The organism is Serratia sp. 22264 (genome assembly GCF_052045345.1).
Lineage (GTDB): Bacteria > Pseudomonadota > Gammaproteobacteria > Enterobacterales > Enterobacteriaceae > Serratia > Serratia plymuthica.
Genome location: NZ_JBQEOY010000001.1, coordinates 270,241 through 291,629 on the forward strand (window position 1 = coordinate 270,241; position 21,389 = coordinate 291,629).

The 21,389-nt window shown below is 56.0% G+C and carries 18 protein-coding genes; 9 read left to right on the top strand and 9 right to left on the bottom strand.

Going from position 1 to position 21,389, the window contains the following annotated elements:
• The first annotated feature begins 75 nt into the window (after positions 1-75).
• The 7 genes from ACTJJ1_RS01370 (at position 76) to mglC (ending at position 8,628) form a co-directional block, all read left to right on the top strand.
• Complete coding sequence (locus ACTJJ1_RS01370) at positions 76-1,233, top strand: YbfB/YjiJ family MFS transporter (RefSeq protein ID WP_004942344.1); 1,158 nt, start codon at positions 76-78, stop codon at positions 1,231-1,233.
• A 247-nt stretch (positions 1,234-1,480) separates the two neighbouring features.
• Positions 1,481-2,146, top strand: coding sequence for a GTP cyclohydrolase I FolE (folE, locus tag ACTJJ1_RS01375; RefSeq protein WP_004942347.1), 666 nt, complete (start codon positions 1,481-1,483; stop codon positions 2,144-2,146).
• A 179-nt stretch (positions 2,147-2,325) separates the two neighbouring features.
• Positions 2,326-3,507: a DUF418 domain-containing protein YeiB gene (gene yeiB, locus ACTJJ1_RS01380; protein WP_110605881.1), complete on the top strand. Its 1,182-nt coding sequence runs from the start codon at positions 2,326-2,328 to the stop codon at positions 3,505-3,507.
• A 129-nt stretch (positions 3,508-3,636) separates the two neighbouring features.
• Complete coding sequence (galS, locus tag ACTJJ1_RS01385; RefSeq protein WP_122289581.1) at positions 3,637-4,674, top strand: HTH-type transcriptional regulator GalS; 1,038 nt, start codon at positions 3,637-3,639, stop codon at positions 4,672-4,674.
• Positions 4,675-4,928: 254 nt separating this feature from the next.
• The gene (gene mglB / locus ACTJJ1_RS01390; RefSeq protein ID WP_004942352.1) at positions 4,929-5,921 is read left to right on the top strand and encodes a galactose/glucose ABC transporter substrate-binding protein MglB; all 993 of its coding nucleotides are present in this window, start codon (positions 4,929-4,931) and stop codon (positions 5,919-5,921) included.
• A 176-nt stretch (positions 5,922-6,097) separates the two neighbouring features.
• Positions 6,098-7,606: a galactose/methyl galactoside ABC transporter ATP-binding protein MglA gene (gene mglA / locus ACTJJ1_RS01395; protein WP_202290356.1), complete on the top strand. Its 1,509-nt coding sequence runs from the start codon at positions 6,098-6,100 to the stop codon at positions 7,604-7,606.
• Between the two features lie 11 nt (positions 7,607-7,617).
• A complete protein-coding gene (mglC, locus tag ACTJJ1_RS01400; RefSeq protein ID WP_006324395.1) occupies positions 7,618-8,628 on the top strand; it encodes a galactose/methyl galactoside ABC transporter permease MglC in 1,011 nt (336 codons plus the stop codon).
• Positions 8,629-8,689: 61 nt separating this feature from the next.
• Here the strand turns inward: mglC and sanA are convergent, their stop codons facing one another.
• From sanA to metG, 8 genes are all read right to left on the bottom strand, one after another.
• Positions 8,690-9,433: an outer membrane permeability protein SanA gene (gene sanA, locus ACTJJ1_RS01405; protein ID WP_004942356.1), complete on the bottom strand. Its 744-nt coding sequence runs from the start codon at positions 9,431-9,433 to the stop codon at positions 8,690-8,692.
• Positions 9,434-9,602: 169 nt separating this feature from the next.
• Positions 9,603-11,300 carry an NAD-dependent malic enzyme gene (locus ACTJJ1_RS01410; protein ID WP_004942358.1) on the bottom strand — a complete coding sequence of 566 codons (1,698 nt, stop codon included), beginning with the start codon at positions 11,298-11,300 and terminating at the stop codon, positions 9,603-9,605.
• 221 nt (positions 11,301-11,521) lie between these two features.
• Complete coding sequence (cdd, locus tag ACTJJ1_RS01415) at positions 11,522-12,406, bottom strand: cytidine deaminase (RefSeq protein ID WP_004942361.1); 885 nt, start codon at positions 12,404-12,406, stop codon at positions 11,522-11,524.
• Between the two features lie 137 nt (positions 12,407-12,543).
• Positions 12,544-13,239, bottom strand: coding sequence for a CidB/LrgB family autolysis modulator (locus tag ACTJJ1_RS01420; protein ID WP_440832090.1), 696 nt, complete (start codon positions 13,237-13,239; stop codon positions 12,544-12,546).
• Positions 13,236-13,643, bottom strand: coding sequence for a CidA/LrgA family protein (locus ACTJJ1_RS01425; RefSeq protein WP_006324397.1), 408 nt, complete (start codon positions 13,641-13,643; stop codon positions 13,236-13,238). Before ACTJJ1_RS01425 ends, ACTJJ1_RS01420 begins: the two co-directional genes overlap by 4 nt.
• 138 nt (positions 13,644-13,781) lie before the next feature.
• On the bottom strand, positions 13,782-15,008 hold the full coding sequence (locus tag ACTJJ1_RS01430) for an MFS transporter (protein ID WP_064798744.1): 1,227 nt from the start codon (positions 15,006-15,008) through the stop codon (positions 13,782-13,784).
• 181 nt (positions 15,009-15,189) lie between these two features.
• Positions 15,190-16,266 (bottom strand): sugar ABC transporter substrate-binding protein, encoded by a 1,077-nt coding sequence (locus ACTJJ1_RS01435; RefSeq protein WP_004942369.1) that lies wholly within the window; start codon positions 16,264-16,266, stop codon positions 15,190-15,192.
• A 204-nt stretch (positions 16,267-16,470) separates the two neighbouring features.
• Positions 16,471-18,498, bottom strand: coding sequence for a methionine--tRNA ligase (metG, locus tag ACTJJ1_RS01440; RefSeq protein ID WP_440832093.1), 2,028 nt, complete (start codon positions 18,496-18,498; stop codon positions 16,471-16,473).
• A gap of 160 nt (positions 18,499-18,658) precedes the next feature.
• Here metG and apbC point away from each other — a divergent pair, with 160 nt between their 5' ends.
• Positions 18,659-19,771 (top strand): iron-sulfur cluster carrier protein ApbC, encoded by a 1,113-nt coding sequence (apbC, locus tag ACTJJ1_RS01445; protein WP_004942372.1) that lies wholly within the window; start codon positions 18,659-18,661, stop codon positions 19,769-19,771.
• Between the two features lie 49 nt (positions 19,772-19,820).
• On the opposite strand, the gene ACTJJ1_RS01450 is transcribed toward apbC, so the two are convergent.
• Complete coding sequence (locus tag ACTJJ1_RS01450; RefSeq protein WP_440832095.1) at positions 19,821-20,450, bottom strand: phosphatase PAP2 family protein; 630 nt, start codon at positions 20,448-20,450, stop codon at positions 19,821-19,823.
• Between the two features lie 243 nt (positions 20,451-20,693).
• Between ACTJJ1_RS01450 and udk the strand changes: the two genes are divergently transcribed.
• Positions 20,694-21,335 carry a uridine kinase gene (udk, locus tag ACTJJ1_RS01455; RefSeq protein ID WP_004942376.1) on the top strand — a complete coding sequence of 214 codons (642 nt, stop codon included), beginning with the start codon at positions 20,694-20,696 and terminating at the stop codon, positions 21,333-21,335.
• Positions 21,336-21,389 lie beyond the last annotated feature (54 nt).

Below are 21,389 nucleotides of genomic sequence, written 5' to 3' on the forward strand. Positions count from 1 at the left end.
ATTATTCATTTTTTGTGAGTTTAATACTGCGGCATGATGCTGGCAACTCTCTTTTAACAGTCTGGATAACTCTACATGGCCTTAAGAATTGCCCTGAGCGGTTTTATTGCGTTGATCGTCGCGATGGGGATTGGGCGCTTCGCCTTTACCCCGCAGGTGCCGCTGATGATTGCCGAGCACCAGTTTACCCTGACCGGGGCCGGGCTGGTGGCGGCAATCAACTACCTTGGGTATCTGTGCGGCGCTTACGACGCCATGCGCGCCAGCCGCCACGTTGAGCGCCGGCTGTGGCTGGGCGTGTGGGGTGCGGTGGCCTTGACGCTGCTTTCCGCCGTGGTGCAGGGCGAGTGGTGGCATGGTGCGGTGCGATTTATCATCGGCTGGGCCAGCGGCTGGTCGATGGTATTGGTGGCGGCCTGGACCAACGAGCGGTTGGCGCATTATGGCCGGCCGGCGCTGAGCGCGGCGGTATTCGCCGGCCCGGGTGCCGGAATTTTTATCAGCGGCATGTTGGCGGTGGGCATTCATAGCCTGGCCCTGACGGCGTCGCAGGCCTGGATGGTGTACGGCGTATTGGCGCTGGTACTGATTGGCGCCATCAGCATCAACCTGCCGCGTGCCGGCGAGTTGCATCGCCCCAACGTGGCAGCGGAGCCGCTGCAACTGACCCCGGCGTTGAAACGCCTGGTATGGAGCTACAGTCTGGCGGGGTTTGGCTATATTCTGCCGGCGACCTTTCTGTCGCAGATGGCGGCGGCGCGTTTCCCCGACAGCGTGTTCGCTCAATTCGTTTGGCCGATCTTCGGTGGTGCGGCGGTGTTGGGGATCGTCCTCGGCATTCTGACCCGCCACCGGCTGACCACTCAGTCACGTCTGGCTATTACCCTGTGGGTGCAGGCGCTGGGGGTATTGTGTGCGGAAGTGGTACCGGGTGTGGCCGGGTTGGCGCTGGGAGCGCTGCTTACCGGCGGCGGTTTCCTCAGCGTGGTGCAGCTTTCCATCCAGCATGGCCGGGAGTTGGCGCCCAACCATGCGCGCTATATGGCGGGATTGTTGACCACCGGTTATGCGCTGGGGCAACTGGTTGGCCCTACGTTGTCGGCGCTGTCGACGGCATTGACCCACAGGCTGGAACCGGCGCTGTATGTGGCGGTTGTGGGTCTGATCGTGGCCGGTCTGCTGGTGGTGAATACGCCGGCGCGTGAATTGGCGCGAAAACCGACGCCGCCGTGATTAAATTCCGTACAAAAAACGCGGGATACCCGCAGCAGGCCTGATTGTGCTAAATGCGAATATTTCACCTGCGGTTGAAGTACAATCACTGGATAATCCCTTCACTCTCCTCTAGAGTGGAGGCAAAATCTTGACCGAGTTCACGTTATCAACTACGGAAACTTCTGCCGTCAGGAGAGTATGCAATTCACCCGTCTGCCCGGTAAAGCCGCCGGATGGGTGAGTTCAAGTCCGTTGGAGAGAATAAATGACATCATTAAGTAAAGAAGCTGCCCTGGTTCACGCAGCGCTCGAAGAGCGTGGTCTGGAAACCCCGTTGCGCGGTGAAGTGCTGGATCGTGAAACGCGCAAACGTCGTATTAAAGAGCACATGACGGAAATCATGCAGCTGCTTAATCTCGATCTGTCCGACGACAGCCTGGCGGAAACCCCGCACCGCATTGCCAAAATGTATGTCGATGAGATTTTCTCCGGTTTGGACTACGCCAACTTCCCAAAAATCACCGTCATCGAAAACAAGATGAAGGTAGATGAAATGGTGACGGTGCGCGATATCACGCTGACCAGCACCTGCGAGCATCACTTCGTGACCATCGACGGCAAAGCGACCGTGGCCTACATTCCGAAAGATGCGGTCATTGGCCTGTCGAAAATCAACCGTATCGTGCAGTTCTTCTCCCAGCGCCCTCAGGTGCAGGAGCGTTTGACTCAGCAGATCCTGGTGGCATTGCAAACCTTGCTCGGTACCAATAACGTGGCGGTATCGATCGATGCGGTCCATTATTGTGTCAAGGCACGCGGCATCCGTGACGCGACCAGCGCCACCACCACCACCTCTCTGGGCGGGCTGTTCAAGTCCAGCCAGAACACGCGCCAGGAGTTTTTGCGCGCGGTGCGTCATCACCAGGGGTGATGGCGGGCCATTTCTACCCTAGATAATTGAGTTGCATCAAGGCGGCAAGGGCGCTTATCCCGATGAGCTTACTCAGGTAAGTGATTCGGGTAAGTGCACGCAGTCAACACAGAGGCAGCTTCAAGTATAACAGGCGCCTGCGGGCGCCTTTTTAATGAGCGGCATACAGCGGTAAAATAATGAACACTAGCTCCACGGCCCCCTTGCCACGCATCGCCACGCTGGACTGCGTGCGAGGTATCGCCATTCTCGGCATTCTTCTGCTGAATATCAGCGCCTTTGGCCTGCCAAAGGCGGCCTACCTTAACCCGGCCTATCTGGGGCTGCCGACTTCTCGCGATGCCTGGACCTGGGCGCTGCTGGATATTTTCGCGCAGGCCAAGTTCCTGGCGATGTTCGCCCTGTTATTCGGCGCGGGTCTGCAAATGCTGCTGCGCCGCGGCAAAGGCTGGATACGCGCCCGGTTGTCGTGGTTGGTGCTGTTTGGTCTGGGGCATGCCATTTTTCTCTGGGACGGCGATATCCTGCTGGCCTATGGGCTGATCGGGCTGGTGTGTTGGCGGATGATCCGCGACGCGAAAGAAACGTATCAACTGCTGAAAACCGGCGTGGTGTTGTATCTGATTGGCGTTGGGGTGTTGCTGCTGCTGGGGTTCGTTTCACAGGGGGAGCCGGGCGGTTTCTGGTTGCCAGGTGTGGCTGAGTTGCAGTATGAGAAGTTCTGGAAATTGCAGGGGGGCATGGAGGCATGGCGCAGCCGTGTTGACCTGCTGTCTTCCAGCCTGCTGGCGATTGGCGCTCAATACGGCTGGGAACTGGCGGGCCTGATGTTGTTCGGCGCGGGGTTGATGCGCAGCGGTTGGCTGCGCGGTACCTATTCGCCGGGCTACTATCGCCGGCAGGCGGCCTGGCTGATACCGCTTTCATTGCTGATCCAAGTGCCGGCGGTGGCGTTGCAATGGCATCTGCACTGGGACTACCGCTGGAGCGGGTTTTTATTGCAGGTGCCGCGTGAGTTGGGCTCGCCGCTGCAGGCGATGGGCTATCTGGCGCTGTGTTACGGTTTCTGGCCTACGCTGTCGCGCTTGCGCATCGGCCATTGGCTGACGCAGGTCGGGCGTATGGCGCTGAGCAACTATCTGCTGCAAACGCTGATTTGCACCACGCTGTTCTATCGCTTTGGCCTGTATCAGCAGTTTGACCGCCTGCAACTGTTGGCGTTTGTGCCGTTGGTCTGGCTGGCTAACCTGTTGTTTTCCAACCTATGGCTGAGGCACTTCCCGCAGGGGCCGGTAGAGTGGCTGTGGCGCAAATTGACTCATCTGGCCGCCGGCCAAGCGGAACCCAAGGCGCTGAACTGAGATCTGGCGCAGGCAGGTTAAAAAAATGTATGTAAACGTTTTCTTTCCTGTGACGTAATTCACGCAGAGGAGGATGACAAACGGGGTAGGATAGCGCCACTGTCAACTACCCCGACCTCAGGATCTTTCATGGCCTCTGTTCACCCAATCACCATTCGCGACGTGGCGAAACGCGCGGGCGTGTCCGTGGCGACCGTCTCCCGCGTGCTGAACAACAGCGCCCTGACCAGCAAACAGACGCGTGAAGGGGTGCTTCAGGCGGTAGCGGAGCTGGGCTACCGGCCCAATGCCAATGCGCAGGCGTTGGCCACCCAAAGCAGCGATACCCTCGGCGTGGTGGTGATGGACGTTTCCGATCCCTTCTTTGGCGCGTTGGTGAAAGCGGTAGACACTGTGGCGCAGAAAAATCACAAATACCTGCTGATAGGCAACAGTTACCATCAGGCGGAAAAAGAGCGTCATGCCATCGAAGTATTGATTCGGCAGCGATGCAATGCCTTGATTGTTCATGCAAAGGCCTTGTGTGACGCCGAGTTGATCGCCTTTCTCGAACAGGTGCCGGGCATGGTGCTGATTAACCGAATCATCGCCGGCTACGAACACCGCTGCGTTGGCCTGGATAACGTCAGCGGCGCGGAGATGGCGATGCGCCTGCTGCTGTCGCAGGGCCATCAACGTATTGGCTATCTGGGCTCCAATCACCCGATCGAAGACGGACCGCTGCGTCAGCAGGGCTATGAACAGGCGATGAGCGTGGCGGGGCTGGCGACGCCGGACAGCTGGCGCGCTTACGGCTCGCCGGATCTGCAGGGCGGGGAGGCCGCGATGGTCGAGCTGCTTGGCCGTAATCTGCATCTGAGCGCCGTGTTCGCTTACAATGACGCGATGGCCGCCGGTGCCATGGCGGTGCTGAAAGAAAACGGTATCATTGTGCCGCAAAATTTCTCGATAGTGGGGTTCGATGATATCCCCATTGCACGCTATACCAGCCCTAAACTGACCACGGTACGCTATCCCATTGTTACCATGGCGACTCTTGCCACCGAATTGGCCCTGCGGGGCGCGGCTGGCGGGCTGGAGCTACAGGCGCGCCACCTGTTTATGCCCACTCTGGTACGTCGCCATTCCGATGCCCCCTGGCAAAGTGAGGCGGCGGTCACTCTCTGAAGATTTAATCTTGTGTAACCGTTTTCAATCTGTGAGAAAATTCACAGATTATTAACATCACCCCGTCTATGCTCTAGGCGTTTTCCGGCGCAAAGGCACTTGCCGCTGCCGTTTTTATCTCGCGCTGACACAGCACTTTTCAGGAATAACATGATTCACGGATGACAGGGAACCTGCCAGACCCGGTCGTGCACCCACCGCCGGTTACCTTTGGCTCAATACCGAGTACGACCTACATAAACCGGAGACAGACAATGAATAAGAAGGTTTTCACCCTGGCCGCGACGGCCGCAGCCATGATGTTTGGTGCTGCAGCTCATGCAGATACCCGTATTGGCGTCACCATTTATAAATACGACGACAACTTTATGTCGGTAGTGCGCAAGGCGATCGAGAAAGACGCCAAGGCCTCTCCGGATATCACTCTGCTGATGAATGACTCGCAGAACGATCAGTCCAAGCAAAACGACCAGATCGATGTGCTGATCGCCAAAGGCGTGAAAGCGCTGGCGATTAACCTGGTTGACCCTGCCGCCGCTCCGGTGGTTATCGATAAGGCACGCGCAAACGATATCCCTGTCGTGTTTTACAACAAAGAGCCTTCCCGCAAAGCGCTGGACAGCTACGACAAGGCGTTTTATGTCGGGACCGACTCCAAGGAGTCCGGCGTGATCCAGGGCCAGCTGATCGCCAAGCACTGGAAAGCCAATCCGAACTGGGATCTGAACAAAGACGGTCAGATTCAGTATGTATTGCTGAAAGGCGAACCGGGCCACCCGGATGCCGAAGCGCGTACCACCTATGTGGTGAAGACGTTGAACGAAGGCGGTCTTAAAACTCAGCAACTGCAGATGGACACCGCCATGTGGGACACCGCTCAGGCGAAAGACAAAATGGACGCCTGGTTGTCCGGCCCGAACGCCAACAAAATTGAAGTGGTTATCGCCAACAACGATGCAATGGCAATGGGCGCGGTAGAAGCGCTGAAGGCACACAACAAATCCAGCATTCCGGTATTCGGCGTGGATGCGTTGCCGGAAGCTCTGGCGATGGTCAAATCCGGCGCGATGGCGGGGACGGTGCTGAACGATGCCGACAACCAGGCTAAAGCCACCTTCGAATTGGCGAAAAACCTGGCTGCGGGCAAACCGGCCGCCGACGGCACCCAATATAAAATCGAAAATAAAGTGGTGCGCATTCCTTACGTTGGCGTAGATAAAGACAATCTGTCTCAGTTTGTTAAGTAAGTTCTGAGATAAGCCGTAATGACCCCGCCTGGGGTGCGCTCAGCGCCAACACCAGGAAAGCCGCAGGCGGGGGAATTTTTTATTAAAATGACAGCCTATACCCGACGGATTTCACGGTGCAGCGGACAACGCTGCGGTTTGAAAGACGAGGGGTACAATAATAGCCAGGTGTATTTATGGCCGACAGCCCACGCGAATTCCTCCTGGAAATGACCGATATCAGTAAGTCATTCCCCGGCGTCAAGGCATTGGATAATGTTAACCTGCGCGTTCGTCCGCACTCCATTCATGCGTTAATGGGAGAGAACGGCGCCGGGAAATCGACATTATTAAAATGCCTGTTTGGCATTTATAAAAAAGATGCCGGCAGTATTGTTTTTCAGGGCCGGGAAATTGATTTCAAAAGCTCAAAAGAGGCGCTGGAACACGGCGTTTCAATGGTGCATCAGGAGTTAAACCTGGTCCTGCAGCGCACCGTGATGGACAACATGTGGCTGGGGCGTTATCCGACCAAAGGCATGTTTGTCGATCAGGAAAAGATGTTGAAGGACACCCAGGCGATATTCGACGAGCTGGATATCGATATCAACCCACGGGATAAAGTGGGCACGCTATCGGTATCGCAAATGCAGATGATCGAAATCGCCAAGGCGTTTTCCTATGACGCCAAGATTGTCATTATGGATGAGCCGACCTCGTCGCTGACGGAAAAAGAGGTGAACCATTTGTTCACCATTATTCGCAAGCTGAAAGAGCGCGGCTGCGGCATTGTTTATATCTCGCACAAAATGGAAGAGATCTTCCAACTGTGCGATGAAATCACCATCCTGCGCGACGGCCAGTGGATCGCCACTCAGCCGCTGGAAGGGCTGGATATGGACAAGATCATCTCGATGATGGTGGGCCGTTCGCTCAGTCAGCGTTTCCCCGACAGACAGAATACGCCGGGAGAGGTGATTCTGGAGGTGAAGAACCTGACGTCATTGCGCCAGCCTTCCATTCGCGATGTTTCCTTCGATCTGCACCAAGGTGAAATTCTTGGCATTGCCGGGTTGGTGGGTGCCAAGCGCACGGACATTGTGGAAACCCTGTTCGGTATCCGTGAAAAAGTGGCAGGCACCATCAAGCTGCACGGCAAGGCCATCAACAATCACAGCGCCAATGAAGCGATTAACCACGGTTTTGCACTGGTAACGGAAGAGCGACGCTCTACCGGGATTTACGCCTATCTGGACGTGGGCTTTAACTCGCTGATATCCAATATCCGCAGTTATAAAAATAAAATCGGTCTGCTGGACAACGCCCGGATGAAAAGCGACACCCAATGGGTGATCGACGCCATGCGGGTCAAAACGCCGGGCCACCACACCCATATCGGTTCGCTGTCCGGCGGTAACCAGCAGAAGGTGATTATCGGCCGTTGGCTGCTAACCCAACCGGAAATATTAATGCTGGATGAACCGACGCGCGGCATTGACGTCGGCGCCAAATTCGAAATTTATCAGCTGATGACCGAATTGGCGAAGAAGGGCAAGGGGATCATTATTGTCTCGTCCGAAATGCCGGAGCTTTTGGGAATTACCGACAGAATACTGGTGATGAGTAATGGTCAGGTTGCGGGCATCGTCAACACCAAACAGACCTCGCAAAATGAAATTTTACGTCTCGCATCCCTGCACCTTTAAGGATCAGAATTATGAACGCGCTGAATAAAAAAACTTTGTTCACCTATTTTAAAGAAGGTGGCATTTACGTGGTATTGCTGGTGCTGCTGGCAATTATTATTATCCAGGACCCGACTTTCCTCAGTTTAATGAACCTGAGCAACATCCTGACCCAGTCATCGGTGCGTATCATTATTGCACTGGGCGTGGCCGGGCTGATCGTGACTCAGGGCACAGACCTGTCCGCCGGGCGCCAGGTTGGGCTGGCGGCGGTGGTGGCGGCAACGCTGCTGCAGTCGATGGACAACGTCAATAAAGTGTTTCCGCATATGGAAACCTGGTCTATTCCGCTGGTGATCCTGCTGGTGTGCGCCGTGGGTGCGGTGATCGGCCTGGTGAACGGTCTGATCATCGCCTACTTGAATGTGACGCCGTTTATTACCACCCTGGGTACCATGATCATCGTCTACGGCATCAACTCGCTGTATTACGATTCTGTCGGCGCTTCGCCGGTGGCGGGGTTCGATCCGAAGTTCTCCAGCTTTGCCCAGGGATTCCTGCGCTTTGGCGACTTTAAGCTGTCGTACATTACCTTCTACGCCATTATCGCGATTATTTTTGTCTGGATCCTGTGGAATAAAACCCGCTTCGGCAAAAATATCTTCGCCATCGGCGGTAACCCGGAAGCGGCAAAGGTTTCCGGCGTGAATGTGCCGTTGAACCTGATCATGATCTATGCGCTGTCCGGCGTGTTCTATGCCTTCGGCGGCCTGTTGGAAGCCGGCCGTATCGGCAGCGCTACCAACAACCTCGGCTTTATGTATGAGCTGGATGCCATCGCCGCCTGCGTGGTGGGCGGCGTGTCCTTTGCCGGTGGGGTGGGGACGGTGTTGGGCGTAGTGACCGGGGTGATCATCTTTACCGTCATCAACTACGGGCTGACCTACATTGGCGTTAACCCTTATTGGCAGTACATCATCAAGGGCGGCATCATTATCTTCGCCGTGGCGCTGGACTCGCTGAAATACGCCAAGAAGAAATAAGCGTTCCGCAGCAATAAAAACGGTCGGCAAATGCCGACCGTTTTTATTTTCACCGTTGCAGCTAAGGCTGTTTGGCCTTTTGCTTTTCTTCTTTCAGCTTGTGTTCCAGTTCCACCAGTTGCTCTGGCGACACCGCCGGATAACCCTGGGCGTCTTCCGGCACCGCGTGCATGGAGGAGATGGGGATCAGCGGGCCGAGGAAGCGCGGTTCGCGTTTGAGTATGTACAGATCGGTCAGCGCGCCAAGGCGGGCGAAGATCTCGCGAGCGCGCACCGTCATCATGTCTTTCGGCGACGGCACTGCGTAGCATTGAGCCTGGATCCCCATATGCAGGGCAATAAACAGCGCGCGCTCGCAGTGGAAGCGCTGGGTGATAATGATGAAGTCATTGGTGTCGAACACCTTGCGGGTGCGCACTATGGAGTCCAGGGTGCGGAACCCGGCGTAATCCAGCACGATATCGCTGGGCGCCACGCCTGCGGCGATCAGATCGCGGCGCATGGTCATGGGCTCGTTATAGCTTTGCTGGGCATTGTCTCCGCTCAGCAGCAGGTATTTCACCTTGCCGCTGTTATAGGCGTTAATCGCGCCCTGAATACGGTAACGGTAATACTGGTTGATGACGCCGGTACGGTAATATTTGGCGGTGCCTAGCACCACGCCAACCTGGCGATGGGGCAGACCCTGGAGTTCGTCGTAGACGTAAGGTGCGGTTTTCCAACTGATCCAGCGATCGAGCGCGAGCGCCGAGAGCATCAACACCGCAATGATGATGAACAGGCTGATTATCAGGCGTTTCCACATGTTATTGCCTTACGCGCACAGGGGCCAAAAAAGATGGCTCAAGGCTACTTTACCTGACTGGCTGACGCAAGCTGTCCGCCGCCTGAAGCACGTATTGCGCCGCATTTTTAGGCGGTTTTGACAATAAAAAAGGTCCGGCGTGCCGGACCTTGCGCTTCACCTGCGTAAATCAGAACGAGGTGCGTTTGTAGCTGCGGTACTGCGGTCGCCAGAAGTTGTGTTCAATGGCTTTCGACAGCGCTTCTTCAGAGGTGACCACCGCCATTCCCTGCAGCTGCGCCGCTTTACCCACTTCCATCGCGATGCACTTGGAGACGCCCTGAATATCGTCGATATTCGGCAACAGTGCGCCATGTCCGTCGGTCGCCAGCGGCGAACAATCTGCCAGCGCGCGGCTGGCGGCCATCAGCATGGCGTCGGTCACGCGAGTGGCGCCGGAAGCCAACACGCCCAAACCAATCCCCGGGAAGATATAGGAGTTGTTGCATTGGGCGATAGGGAACAGCTGGTCTTTATAGCTCACCGGCGCGAACGGGCTGCCGGTCGCGACCAGCGCGGCACCGTCGGTCCAGTTGATGATGTCTTCCGGGCGGGCTTCCACGCGCGAGGTCGGGTTGGACAGCGGCATGACGATCGGACGCGGACAATGCTTGTGCATTTCACGGATCAGCTCTTCGGTAAACAGGCCCGGCTGGCCGGAAACGCCGATCAAAATGCTCGGTTTGGCGTTACGCACTACGTCCAGCAGCGAGATAGCGTCGCTGGAGGTCTGCCATGAAGCCAGGTTCTCGCTCTTTTGCACCAGTTTGCTCTGGAAATCGAGCAGGTTGGGCAGTTTGTCGGTCAGCAGGCCGAAACGGTCCACCATGAAGACCCGGGCGCGCGCTTCGGCTTCGCTCAACCCTTCAGATTTCATCTGCGCGATAATCTGCTCGGCGATGCCGCAACCGGCTGAACCGGCGCCAAGGAAGGTCACGGTTTGGTCGCGCAACTGGCTGCCGGCGGCGCGGCTGGCGGCGATCAGGCTGCCAAGGGTGACCGCTGCGGTGCCCTGAATATCGTCGTTGAAGCAGCAAATCTCATCGCGATAGCGGTTCAGCAGCGGAGTGGCGTTGTTCTGCGCGAAGTCTTCGAACTGCAGCAGCACATTTGGCCAGCGGCGTTTTACGGCCTGAATGAACTCTTCGACAAAGGCGTGGTATTCATCGCCGGAGATGCGCGGGTGGCGCCAGCCCATGTACAGCGGATCGTTAAGGCGCTGCGGGTTGTTGGTGCCAACGTCCAGCACTACCGGCAGGGTATAGGCCGGGCTGATGCCGCCACAGGCGGTATACAGCGACAGCTTGCCGATAGGAATGCCCATGCCGCCGATGCCCTGATCGCCCAGGCCGAGAATACGCTCACCGTCGGTGACCACGATCACTTTGACGTTTTGCTTGGTGGCGTTTTGCAGCATGTCGTCGATGCGATCGCGGTTTGGGTAAGAGATAAACAGCCCGCGCGCGCGGCGGTAGATGTCGGAGAAATGCTCACAGGCTTCGCCGACCGTCGGGGTGTAGATGATGGGCATCATCTCGCTCAGATGCGCGTCCAGCAGGCGGTAAAACAGGGTTTCGTTGGTATCCTGGATGTTGCGCAGATAGATATGTTTGTCGTTATCGTTCTTGAAATCCTGATACTGACGATAGGCGCGCTCAACCTGCTCTTCGATGGTTTCCACCGCTTCAGGCAGTAAACCGTGCAGGTTGAAATGGCTGCGTTCATCTTCAGTGAAGGCGCTGCCTTTGTTCAGCAGCGGAAATTCCAGCAGAATCGGGCCGGCGTAAGGGATGTAGAGGGGGCGTTTGCTTTCGTATTCAAGTTCCATTGTTTTGCTCTTCAACGTATCGGATAGCTTTTATGATGCCGATCCTAAAAGATCGGGAAAATATGTACAGCAATTGTTATCGGATCATGAGGTAAATTGGCGTAATTATCGACGATCACGTCCTAATTTAACTAAAGAAAGTGTTTTAAGACGTGAATGCCATTGTAATCGGCTTACGGGGCTGTTAACAGCGGCGCCGGGCGGCACCGCCGTGATCGGGATTAGAAAGTGATGCGGCTGACGTTTTGGCAACCCAGCGCTTCCAGCGTGGCGCGGGTAGCATCCCACTGGGTGAGGATAGCGGTTTGCGGCTCGGCCAGTACCGCACGGCGGATTTTCTGGCAGTCGCTTCCGGAGACGTTCAGCAGAATCAACGCGGCCTGCAGCGGCGGCAGGCTCGGGTTAAAGGCTGCGTTCTCCGCATAGCGCCCGGCATAAATCGTGCCGTCTTCGGCCTCCAGCGCGACACCGCTGTGGGCGTTGCTGTAGGGGGCATGGCTTTGGTTAGCGGCCGCCAGCGCGGCTTTCTCCAGTTCGTCAGACAGCGTCAACTGGTAGCCCTGATCGACCCGGTCCATCAGCAGCGTGGCGATATCAAGGTCTTTCGGGCCGAACGAGTCCGGCAGATAGTCGCCAAGCGTGGCCGGCTCACGGCCGGGCAGGCGAATTTGCAGGCCGCTGCCGCTGTTCAGTTCGTTCATAAACTGGCGGCAGTGGCCGCAAGGCGTGTAGTTAACGGTGATGGAGACCAGGCCAGGCTCACCGCGCAGCCAGGCGTGGGTCACGGCACACTGTTCTGCATGAATGGTTTGTTGCATCGGCGCACCGCTGAATTCCATATTGGCGCCAAAATAGAGGTTGCCGCTCTGGCCGCGGGCAATGGCACCGACGTGGAAATGGGAGATCGGCGTTAACGAGCAGGCCGCCGCCAAAGGCAGCAGGGCAAATGCCAGAGCATCATCATCCAGCCCGCAGCGCTGCTTGATCGCGTCTACCTGCTCCGCTCTGAACATGGCCGGGAAATCAGGCGCATCAAAATAAGGCAGCAGGACGGATTGCAATGTCGCGGACAGTTCGCCGAAAGCGGTGTGAAAACGCGGGTGCATAGAAAATCTCTCTACAGGTTAACGGGATAACATTTTAGGCAGCCTTGAAGCAATAAAGTGTGATTCATATCTCTTTATTGATGAAATCACTGCAATGAAAACGATAAATGCGAGATGTATCGCAAGTTTCCAACCCGTTAACCGAACAGATGCAGCAGCACCGGGAAGACAAAGGGCGCCAGCAGAGAAGTAATAATCCCGCAGATCACCAGCGCCAGAGAGCTGAACGCGCCTTCCTGATAGTCCATTTCCGCACAACGTGCCGTGCCTATGGCATGCGAAGCGGTGCCCATCGCCAGGCCGCGTGCCGAACGGGTGGTGATTTTCAGCATCCTGAACAGCGAATGGCCAAATACCGAACCGAAGATGCCGGCGAAAATAACGCAGACGGCGCTGATTGCGGGGATGCCGCCAAGGGATCCCGCTACCGCCATGGCGATCGGCGTAGTGACGGATTTCGGCATGATTGATGCGGCAATTTCCGGCGTTGCGCCCATCCACAACGCGATGGCGCCGCCGCTGATCATCGCCGTCATGCTGCCGATAAAGCACACTGCGATAATCGACTTCCAGCGAGCGCGGATCTGGTGCAACTGCTCATACAGCGGGAAGGCCAGCGCCACTACTGCCGGTTGCAGCAAATCGTTGAGAATTTTGCTGCCCTGAAAATAGCGTTCATAGGGAACGCCGGTCAGCAGCAGCAGGGGAATGATCACCGCCATGGAAACCAGCAGCGGGTTCAGCAGCGGCATCTTCAGCCGCTGAGTCAGCCAGCGAGCCGCAAAGTAGACCAACAGCGTCAACGGCAATGACCACCAGATTTCATGGATCATTTTTTACCCTCCGCAGGATCGTCACTGCCGATGATTTTACGTTCACGGTGAAAATAATGAGAGGTGCAGGCGACGACGATCAGCACCATCAGGGTGCTGATAACGCAGGAAACCACCAGCGGGCTGAGATGTTCGATGATTTGGTCGTAATAGTTCATCACGCCGACGCCAATCGGCACGAACAGCAGCACCATATAACGGATCAGCAGATGACAGCCGGGCTTGACCCACTTCGCCGGCAAAATTTGGCTGGAGAGCAGGGCAAACAGGATTAGCATGCCGATAATGCTACCGGGAATGGCGATCGGCAGTAGCGCCGCGATGGCATTGCCGGCAAACAAGCAGAGGTAGATGAGGACGATTGCCCTCAGGTATTTCCAGCACAGTGTAAGCACGTTGGCCATCACCTTTTCCCGTTTAACTGATGTATTCATCATACAATTAAACTGTGACCTGCGCCACAAATCACACCATGAATTCTCTCTATGACATCCATGCCCGTTGGGCAGGTTGGCAGTACCGGCGAAAGGTCGCGCGCAGTCTTATTCCACGTAGGTGGCGATAGAGTTCGGTTGCTGTTTCTGCGCCAGCCGGTGGCCGAGGAAAAAGAATAGCAGGCTCAATAACGCGGCGGCAATCAACATCAGGAACATCAATGGCGGTGCGGCGTAGCTGAGGATAAAACCGCAGAGCACCGGGTTGATGGCGCCCCCCAACGCACTGAGGTTTTGCACGCCGTAGTAGCTGCCCTTCAGATGCGCAGGTGCGATAAAGTCGATAAACATATATTCCACCGGGATAACGATAATCTCCCCCAGCGTGAATATCGCCATGGCCACGGCCCACAGCCAGACGGATTGCCCCGCCAGCATGAAACCGATCAGCCCGACAATGAAAAAGAGTGTGCCCAGCGCCAGCCAGCGCAGCATGTTTTCCTGACGCATGCCCCGGCTCAGCAAATACTGCAACGCGATGACGATACAAGCATTGACGATCATCACCATGCCAATGATTTTGTACGCGAATTCGGCGTTCGATACGATAATCAGGTATTGCGACAGATAGCCGGTGAACTGGCCGAAAACGACAGCCCCCAGCGTACTGCCGAGCGTAAAGTAAATCAGCCGACGATCGCTGCGCAGGATGGCCAGCGTCTGACGAAAATCAGGCAATGTGGTCGGCGCAGATTCGGCGGCCGCGGGTTGCCCTGAATGCAACTGCCCACGCAGACGAAAGCTCAGTGTCGCCACCGTCAATAAGGCCAGCCCACCGGAGAGGTAGAACGGCAGCAGCGGATTCAGCCCGGCCACCATAACGCCCAGAGATGACCCCACCGCCCAGCCGACATTTACCAGCGTGTAATTGAGCGAAAAGGCTTTTATACGCTGCGTGACCGGCAGCCAGTCGGCAAAACACGCTTTAATGGTGATGCCCAGCACCGAATAGGCAGTATGCAGGATCGCCAGCACCAGAACGATGCCTCCCGGGCGAGGGATCCACGGGATGGCGAAAAAGCTCAGGGCGAACAGTAAAATGGAAAGCAGGATCAATGTGTTTTTGTTGAACTTGTCCACCAGATAGCCGCCATACAGGCTGGCGAAAATGCCGATCGCCAGGCTGATGCCCAGAATAATGCCGACGCTTTTCGGCAACAGGTGGAAATGCCCGGTGAGGTAAATAGTAATGAACGGCAGCGTGACGCCGCGGCCAATGGTCAACACCAGCGAACTGGCCAGCAGTGCGATGATCAGCGGTGGGAATCCCTTCATGTCGGACCTGTTTATGCATACAGCTATTGAGCGATGTTGATAACATAGCTCATTTTGGCCGACTGGGAAGATGCTGTGTGAAAAAAAGAGGTTACGCCGCCGCTTTTCACGCTGCCGCTGCCCCGAACAATAGGGGCGCCGCATGCAGCGCCCCTCTTTATCTGGGGATCAGCGGAAGAGATTATTTGCCCGATTTAGCCTGCAGCGTGGCGAACCAGGGCTGGATAAAATCGCTGCTGCTGCCCCAGCCCGGGATGATTTTTGCCAGCCCGGCCACGTTGACCGGCCCCGGCTGGCTGGCCAACAACGCCTGCGGAATAGACGCAGCCTTGAACTCATAGGTTGCAGGCGTAGGTTCACCGGCAATTTTGTTCGCCACCAGACGCAGGTTTACCGCACCAATCAGCTTGGTATCCACCGCTACGCTGACTTTCCACGGGCTATTGGCTTCGCGCATCAGTTGCAGATCCTGATTGGAGATATCGATGCTGTACAGTTTGATTTCGGTACGGCCATTTTCTTTCAGAGCCTTGTAGGCGCCTTGGCTAAAGGCATCCCAGGTGCCCCAGATCGCGTCAATCTTGCCTTTCGGATATTTGGCCAGCACCGCGCCAACCTTGTTGGCGGTATCACCCTGCACGTCCGATGACACTGCGCCGATCGATTCCAACTCATGAATGCCCGGATTTTGCTTCAGCAACTGCTGGTAGGCAGCCTGACGGCGCTCCATCGGCGGGAAACCGGCGACCCAAAGCTTGATGATATTGGCTTTCCCATTGAAGTCTTTAATCAGTTGGCCGAACGACTCATTTGCCAGCGAAGCGTCATCCTGTTGCGAAACCGTTACGCCGGGAATGCTGCCGCTGACGTCGGTATCAAATACGGAGACGGCAATGCCCGCCGCCGCAATGCGTTTGACCAAATCGGTGGAATAGGGCGCACGGCCCTGCGAGAGAATAATGCCGTCATATTTTTGGCTGACAGCCTGGTTCACGAAATCTTGAAAACGCGCATCGTCACCGTTGCTGAGGAAGGTATCCACTTTGAAACCCAGCTTACGCCCTTCCTGAATGGCGCCGGCCAGAAACTGAGTGGTGTTGTCGTCGGAACCCAGGTTGCGGATCACTGCAATGCGGATCGGCCCCTGATGCTGGGCGATGGCGGTTGGCACCGGAGCCGGCGTGGACGATTCTGCGGCGAACAGTGGCAAGGCGGCCAGCAGGCCAATGGCCAGTAGCGGTGTTTTTATCGTTTTCATTATTATTGGCTCCAAAAGCAGGTGATGGCTATCCCAGTAAGGCGTTATTTATAGCAGTCCTTACATCTGGACGTCTATATGTAATGCTGAAATATATCGCTTTTGGACGGCATGCAAAATTTGCCTGCGATGGCGTCTTTTGAGGGGGGCACAAATAAAAAAGGGCCAAGCTGTTGCTTGGCCCTTATGGCAGTAAAGCGGAAGTTACTTCACCTGCATTCCTGGCTGAGCACCGCTGTCCGGGCTGAGCAGGAAGATCTCTTTGCCGCCAGGGCCGGCAGCCATCACCATGCCTTCAGAGATGCCGAAACGCATTTTGCGCGGCGCAAGGTTGGCGACCATGATGGTCAGGCGGCCTTCGAGCGCTTTCGGATCCGGGTAGGCGGAACGGATGCCGGAGAAGATCTGACGAGACTCGCCGCCCAGATCCAACTGCAGTTTCAGCAGTTTGTCAGAGCCTTCGACAAAGTCGGCGCTCTTGATCAAGGCGATGCGCATATCAACCTTGGCGAAATCGTCAAAGGTGATGGTTTCCTGAATCGGATCTTCAGCCAGCGGGCCGCTGACCACTTTAGCCGCTGCCATGTCTTCTTTTGAAGCGCTGACCATTTCATTCACCTTGTCCAGGTCGATACGGTTGAACAGGGCTTTGAACGCATTGACCTGATGGCCCAGCAGCGGCTGCTGGATCGCACCCCAGGTCAGTTCGCAGTTGAGGAAGGCTTCGGTACGTTCCGTCAGCGATGGCAGCACCGGCTTGAGGTAGGTCATCAGTACGCGGAACAGGTTGATGCCCATCGAGCAGATGGCTTGCAAATCGGCATCGCGGCCTTCTTGCTTCGCGACGACCCAAGGTGCCTGCTCATCCACATAGCGGTTGGCCAGATCGGCCAGCGCCATGATTTCGCGGATTGCTCGGCCGGACTCACGGCTGGCGTAGGCCTCGGCGATGCTTCCTGCCGCGTCAACGAAGGTTTGGTACAGCGCAGGATCGGCCAGGTTATCGGCCAGTTGGCCGCCAAAACGCTTGCTGATAAAGCCGGCGTTGCGCGACGCCAGGTTAACCACCTTGTTCACGATATCGGCGTTCACGCGTTGCACGAAATCTTCCAGATTCAGGTCGATGTCGTCGATGCGCGAGGACAGCTTGGCGGCGTAGTAGTAACGCAGGCAGTCGGCATCCAGATGTTGCAGGTAGGTGCCGGCCTTGATAAAGGTGCCGCGGGACTTGGACATCTTGGCGCCGTTAACCGTCACATAGCCGTGTACGAACAGGTTGGTCGGTTTGCGGAAGTTACTGCCTTCCAGCATCGCCGGCCAGAACAGGCTGTGGAAATAAACGATGTCTTTGCCGATGAAGTGATACAGCTCGGTGCTGGAGTCTTTGCGCCAGAACTCGTCGAAGTCCAGATCGCCGCGTTTGTCGCACAGGTTCTTGAATGAGCCCATATAGCCGATTGGCGCATCCAGCCAGACGTAGAAGTATTTGCCTGGCGCGTCCGGGATCTCAAAGCCGAAATAGGGCGCGTCGCGGGAAATATCCCACTGTTGCAGACCCGACTCAAACCACTCCTGCATCTTGTTCGCTACCTGCTCTTGCAGCGCGCCGGAACGGGTCCAGGCCTGCAGCATTTCGCTGAACGAAGGCAGATCAAAGAAGAAGTGCTCCGAATCACGCAGGATCGGCGTGGCGCCGGAAACAACGGATTTCGGATCGATAAGCTCGGTCGGGCTGTAGGTCGCGCCGCACACTTCGCAGTTGTCGCCGTATTGGTCCGGCGATTTGCATTTCGGACAGGTGCCTTTCACGAATCTGTCAGGCAGGAACATGCCTTTTTCCGGATCGTACAACTGGGAAATAGTCCGGTTCTTGATAAAGCCGTTCTCTTTCAGACGGCCGTATATCAGGCTCGAGAGTTCACGGTTTTCATCGCTATGGGTGGAGTGATAGTTATCATAGCTGATGCCAAAACCGGCGAAATCCTGTTGGTGCTCCTGGCTCATTTCCGCAATCATTTCTTCCGGCTTGATGCCCAACTGCTGAGCTTTCAGCATGATCGGCGTGCCGTGCGCGTCGTCCGCACAGATGAAATGAACCTCGTGGCCGCGCATTCGTTGGTAACGAACCCAGATATCCGCCTGGATGTGCTCGAGCATGTGGCCGAGATGGATGGAACCATTTGCGTACGGTAGCGCGCACGTCACCAATAATTTTTTCGCGACTTGAGCCATAGTGAGAACTTGCTTTCTGTAATGAATAAAAAGGGTCTTCGATGTTACCCGATCGCGCTCTCTACGGCTAGGGCGGTTTCTTTCTACAGACACACGCCAGCGGACCTGCAGTTCTGATATGCTTAGCGGGAAGCTATCCATTCAAAATCAAGGAGCCGGGATGAGCGCAAAATCCCCCGAGCAGACCAACCCCGAAGTTCTGCGTGCCCTGGTGACCGGTGTACTGGCCGCCTTTGAACACCCGACGTTAAAAAACAACCTGACCGCGTTGAAGGCTATTCACCACTGCACGCTGTTGGATCATGTACTGCATATTGAATTGATCATGCCGTTCGCCTGGCAGAGTGCCTTTGAAACGCTGAAAGACCGAGTGAGTGCAGAACTGCTGCGCGTCACCGGGGCAGAGGCGATCGACTGGAAGTTGAAGCATGACATCGCCACGCTGAAACGCGCCAACGATCAGGCCGGCATCAAGGGCGTGCGCAATATCATCGCCATCAGTTCCGGCAAGGGCGGGGTGGGGAAATCCACTACCGCCGTCAACCTGGCACTGGCGCTGGCTGCCGAAGGCGCGAAGGTCGGCATTCTGGACGCCGACATCTACGGCCCGTCGATCCCCAATATGTTGGGCACCGAGCATGAACGGCCAACCTCGCCGGACGGCCAGCATATGGCGCCGATCCTGGCGCACGGTCTGGCGACCAATTCCATTGGTTACCTGGTGACCGACGACAACGCCATGGTGTGGCGCGGCCCGATGGCCAGCAAGGCGCTGATGCAACTGCTGCAGGACACGCTGTGGCCGGATCTGGATTATCTGGTGCTGGATATGCCGCCGGGCACCGGGGATATCCAACTGACGCTGTCGCAGAACATTCCGGTTACCGGCGCGCTGGTGGTGACCACACCGCAAGATATCGCCCTGCTGGATGCGGCCAAAGGCATTGTGATGTTCGAAAAAGTCCATGTGCCTGTGCTCGGTATTGTGGAAAACATGAGCGTGCATATCTGCAGCAACTGCGGTCATCATGAACCGATTTTCGGCACTGGCGGGGCAGAAAAGTTGGTGAAAAAGTACAACAGCCGCTTGTTGGGGCAACTGCCGTTGCACATCTCGCTGCGCGAAGATTTGGATCGCGGCGCGCCGACGGTAATAAGCCGTCCGGACAGCGAATTTGCGGAACTGTATCGCCAGCTTGCCGGCCGTGTCGCGGCGCAGATGTATTGGCAGGGCGAGGCTATTCCGACGGAAATCTCTTTCCGCGCGCTGTAATCCTCGCAGATTAAAAAGCAAAACCCCGGCGCAGGTCCGGGGTTTTTGTTTATGGCGTGACTCGCAGCCGGTGTAGATCGGCTCGGGTGTAAGGATGGTCGATATGCGCCAAGGCAGTGGCTATGTGTTCCAGCAGACCCTGGGTGGGCGCCGGTTGTCGATGTCCCATCAGAACGATCGGTAAAGCCAGCGCACCGGCGATTTGCCACCAGGAAAGCTGTGGGCGTGCCTTGCTGCTCTGTAACCACAGAAACAGGCTGCTGGCCAGATAGCCTAACGCCAGGCCGCTGATGACTTCCGAAGGCGAATGTACCTGAATGGCTAACCGCGACAAGCCAATCGTCAGAGGCAATACGTAGCCAACGACCAATGCCAGACTGCGCACCGCATGCGAGAAACGACCGCTCAGCGTCCAGAGAAATACCGGCCAGATACTGGCAGCCAGCGCCGAGTGGCCGCTAAACCCTGTAAAATCATAACGTTCTATACCGATACCCCAGCCCATAAAGGCCAGTTTGGATCCGCATACCAAGCCGCCGGCACAGCCGAAGATCAGTGCCCATTGCCAGCCTGCTGTTCGGGTGGCGCGCGGAGCGATTAACGCGACAAAAAGAATCAACGCGCAGGGCAGCAGCAGCATGCTGTCGCCAAAAAATGTCAGAAAATACCAGTCCAGCACGTCAGTCTCCGGTGAAATACATCATCCCATCAGCAGGATAATGAACAAGCTACGGAGTTTACCCTGCGACATCGGATTACCCTAGACGCAATAATCTTAAAACCTTAAGGCCGATTTTGGCGAAATAACCCGAGATAGCGGCCCTGCTGCGACAATATAGGGTGGCGCAATGCCGGCTAACTCCCTATAATTGTCGCGTTTTAGTTCCCTCCCTCACACTTCGAAATCAGGTCTTTAAATTTTATGACTGACAAGCCGCATCAGTGCGTCATTATTGGTATAGCTGGCGCATCTGCCTCCGGAAAAAGCCTTATTGCCAGCACGTTATATCGTGAACTTCGCGATCAGGTTGGCGATGAACATATCGGCGTTATTCCTGAAGACAGTTACTACAAAGACCAGACGCACCTGACCATGGAAGAACGGGTCAAGACTAACTACGATCACCCGAGCGCCATGGATCACAACCTGCTGTTCCAGCATCTGCAAATGCTGAAATCAGGCAAGGCGATAGAGTTGCCGCTGTACAGTTACACCGAACATACGCGCAAGAAAGAGACTATCCACCTCGAGCCGAAAAAGGTGATTATTCTGGAGGGGATCCTGTTGCTGACGGATATCCGCCTGCGCCAGGAAATGAACTTTTCAATCTTTGTCGATACGCCGCTGGATATTTGCCTGATGCGCCGCATGAAGCGTGACGTCAATGAGCGTGGACGTTCTATGGATTCGGTCATGGCGCAATATCAGAAAACCGTTCGTCCGATGTTCCTGCAGTTTATTGAACCTTCCAAGCAATATGCCGACATTATCGTTCCGCGCGGCGGCAAAAACCGCATTGCGATCGACATTCTAAAAGCTAAGATCAGCCAATTCTTTGAATAATGCCGTTCAATGGCCGGGAAACCTGTGTTTCCGGCCGTCGGGCAAGTATTTACG

Excerpts from the sequence above, each read along its gene's own strand:
- ACTJJ1_RS01420 (WP_440832090.1), bottom strand. The coding sequence starts at position 13,239 with ATGATCCATGAAATCTGGTGGTCATTGCCGTTGACGCTGTTGGTCTAC.
- udk (WP_004942376.1), top strand. The coding sequence starts at position 20,694 with ATGACTGACAAGCCGCATCAGTGCGTCATTATTGGTATAGCTGGCGCA.
- folE (WP_004942347.1), top strand. The coding sequence starts at position 1,481 with ATGACATCATTAAGTAAAGAAGCTGCCCTGGTTCACGCAGCGCTCGAA.
- cdd (WP_004942361.1), bottom strand. The coding sequence starts at position 12,406 with ATGCACCCGCGTTTTCACACCGCTTTCGGCGAACTGTCCGCGACATTG.
- mglB (WP_004942352.1), top strand. The coding sequence starts at position 4,929 with ATGAATAAGAAGGTTTTCACCCTGGCCGCGACGGCCGCAGCCATGATG.
- yeiB (WP_110605881.1), top strand. The coding sequence starts at position 2,326 with ATGAACACTAGCTCCACGGCCCCCTTGCCACGCATCGCCACGCTGGAC.
- mglA (WP_202290356.1), top strand. The coding sequence starts at position 6,098 with ATGGCCGACAGCCCACGCGAATTCCTCCTGGAAATGACCGATATCAGT.
- apbC (WP_004942372.1), top strand. The coding sequence starts at position 18,659 with ATGAGCGCAAAATCCCCCGAGCAGACCAACCCCGAAGTTCTGCGTGCC.
- ACTJJ1_RS01370 (WP_004942344.1), top strand. The coding sequence starts at position 76 with ATGGCCTTAAGAATTGCCCTGAGCGGTTTTATTGCGTTGATCGTCGCG.
- metG (WP_440832093.1), bottom strand. The coding sequence starts at position 18,498 with ATGGCTCAAGTCGCGAAAAAATTATTGGTGACGTGCGCGCTACCGTAC.
- ACTJJ1_RS01425 (WP_006324397.1), bottom strand. The coding sequence starts at position 13,643 with ATGGCCAACGTGCTTACACTGTGCTGGAAATACCTGAGGGCAATCGTC.
- ACTJJ1_RS01435 (WP_004942369.1), bottom strand. The coding sequence starts at position 16,266 with ATGAAAACGATAAAAACACCGCTACTGGCCATTGGCCTGCTGGCCGCC.
- ACTJJ1_RS01430 (WP_064798744.1), bottom strand. The coding sequence starts at position 15,008 with ATGAAGGGATTCCCACCGCTGATCATCGCACTGCTGGCCAGTTCGCTG.
- galS (WP_122289581.1), top strand. The coding sequence starts at position 3,637 with ATGGCCTCTGTTCACCCAATCACCATTCGCGACGTGGCGAAACGCGCG.
- ACTJJ1_RS01410 (WP_004942358.1), bottom strand. The coding sequence starts at position 11,300 with ATGGAACTTGAATACGAAAGCAAACGCCCCCTCTACATCCCTTACGCC.
- sanA (WP_004942356.1), bottom strand. The coding sequence starts at position 9,433 with ATGTGGAAACGCCTGATAATCAGCCTGTTCATCATCATTGCGGTGTTG.
- mglC (WP_006324395.1), top strand. The coding sequence starts at position 7,618 with ATGAACGCGCTGAATAAAAAAACTTTGTTCACCTATTTTAAAGAAGGT.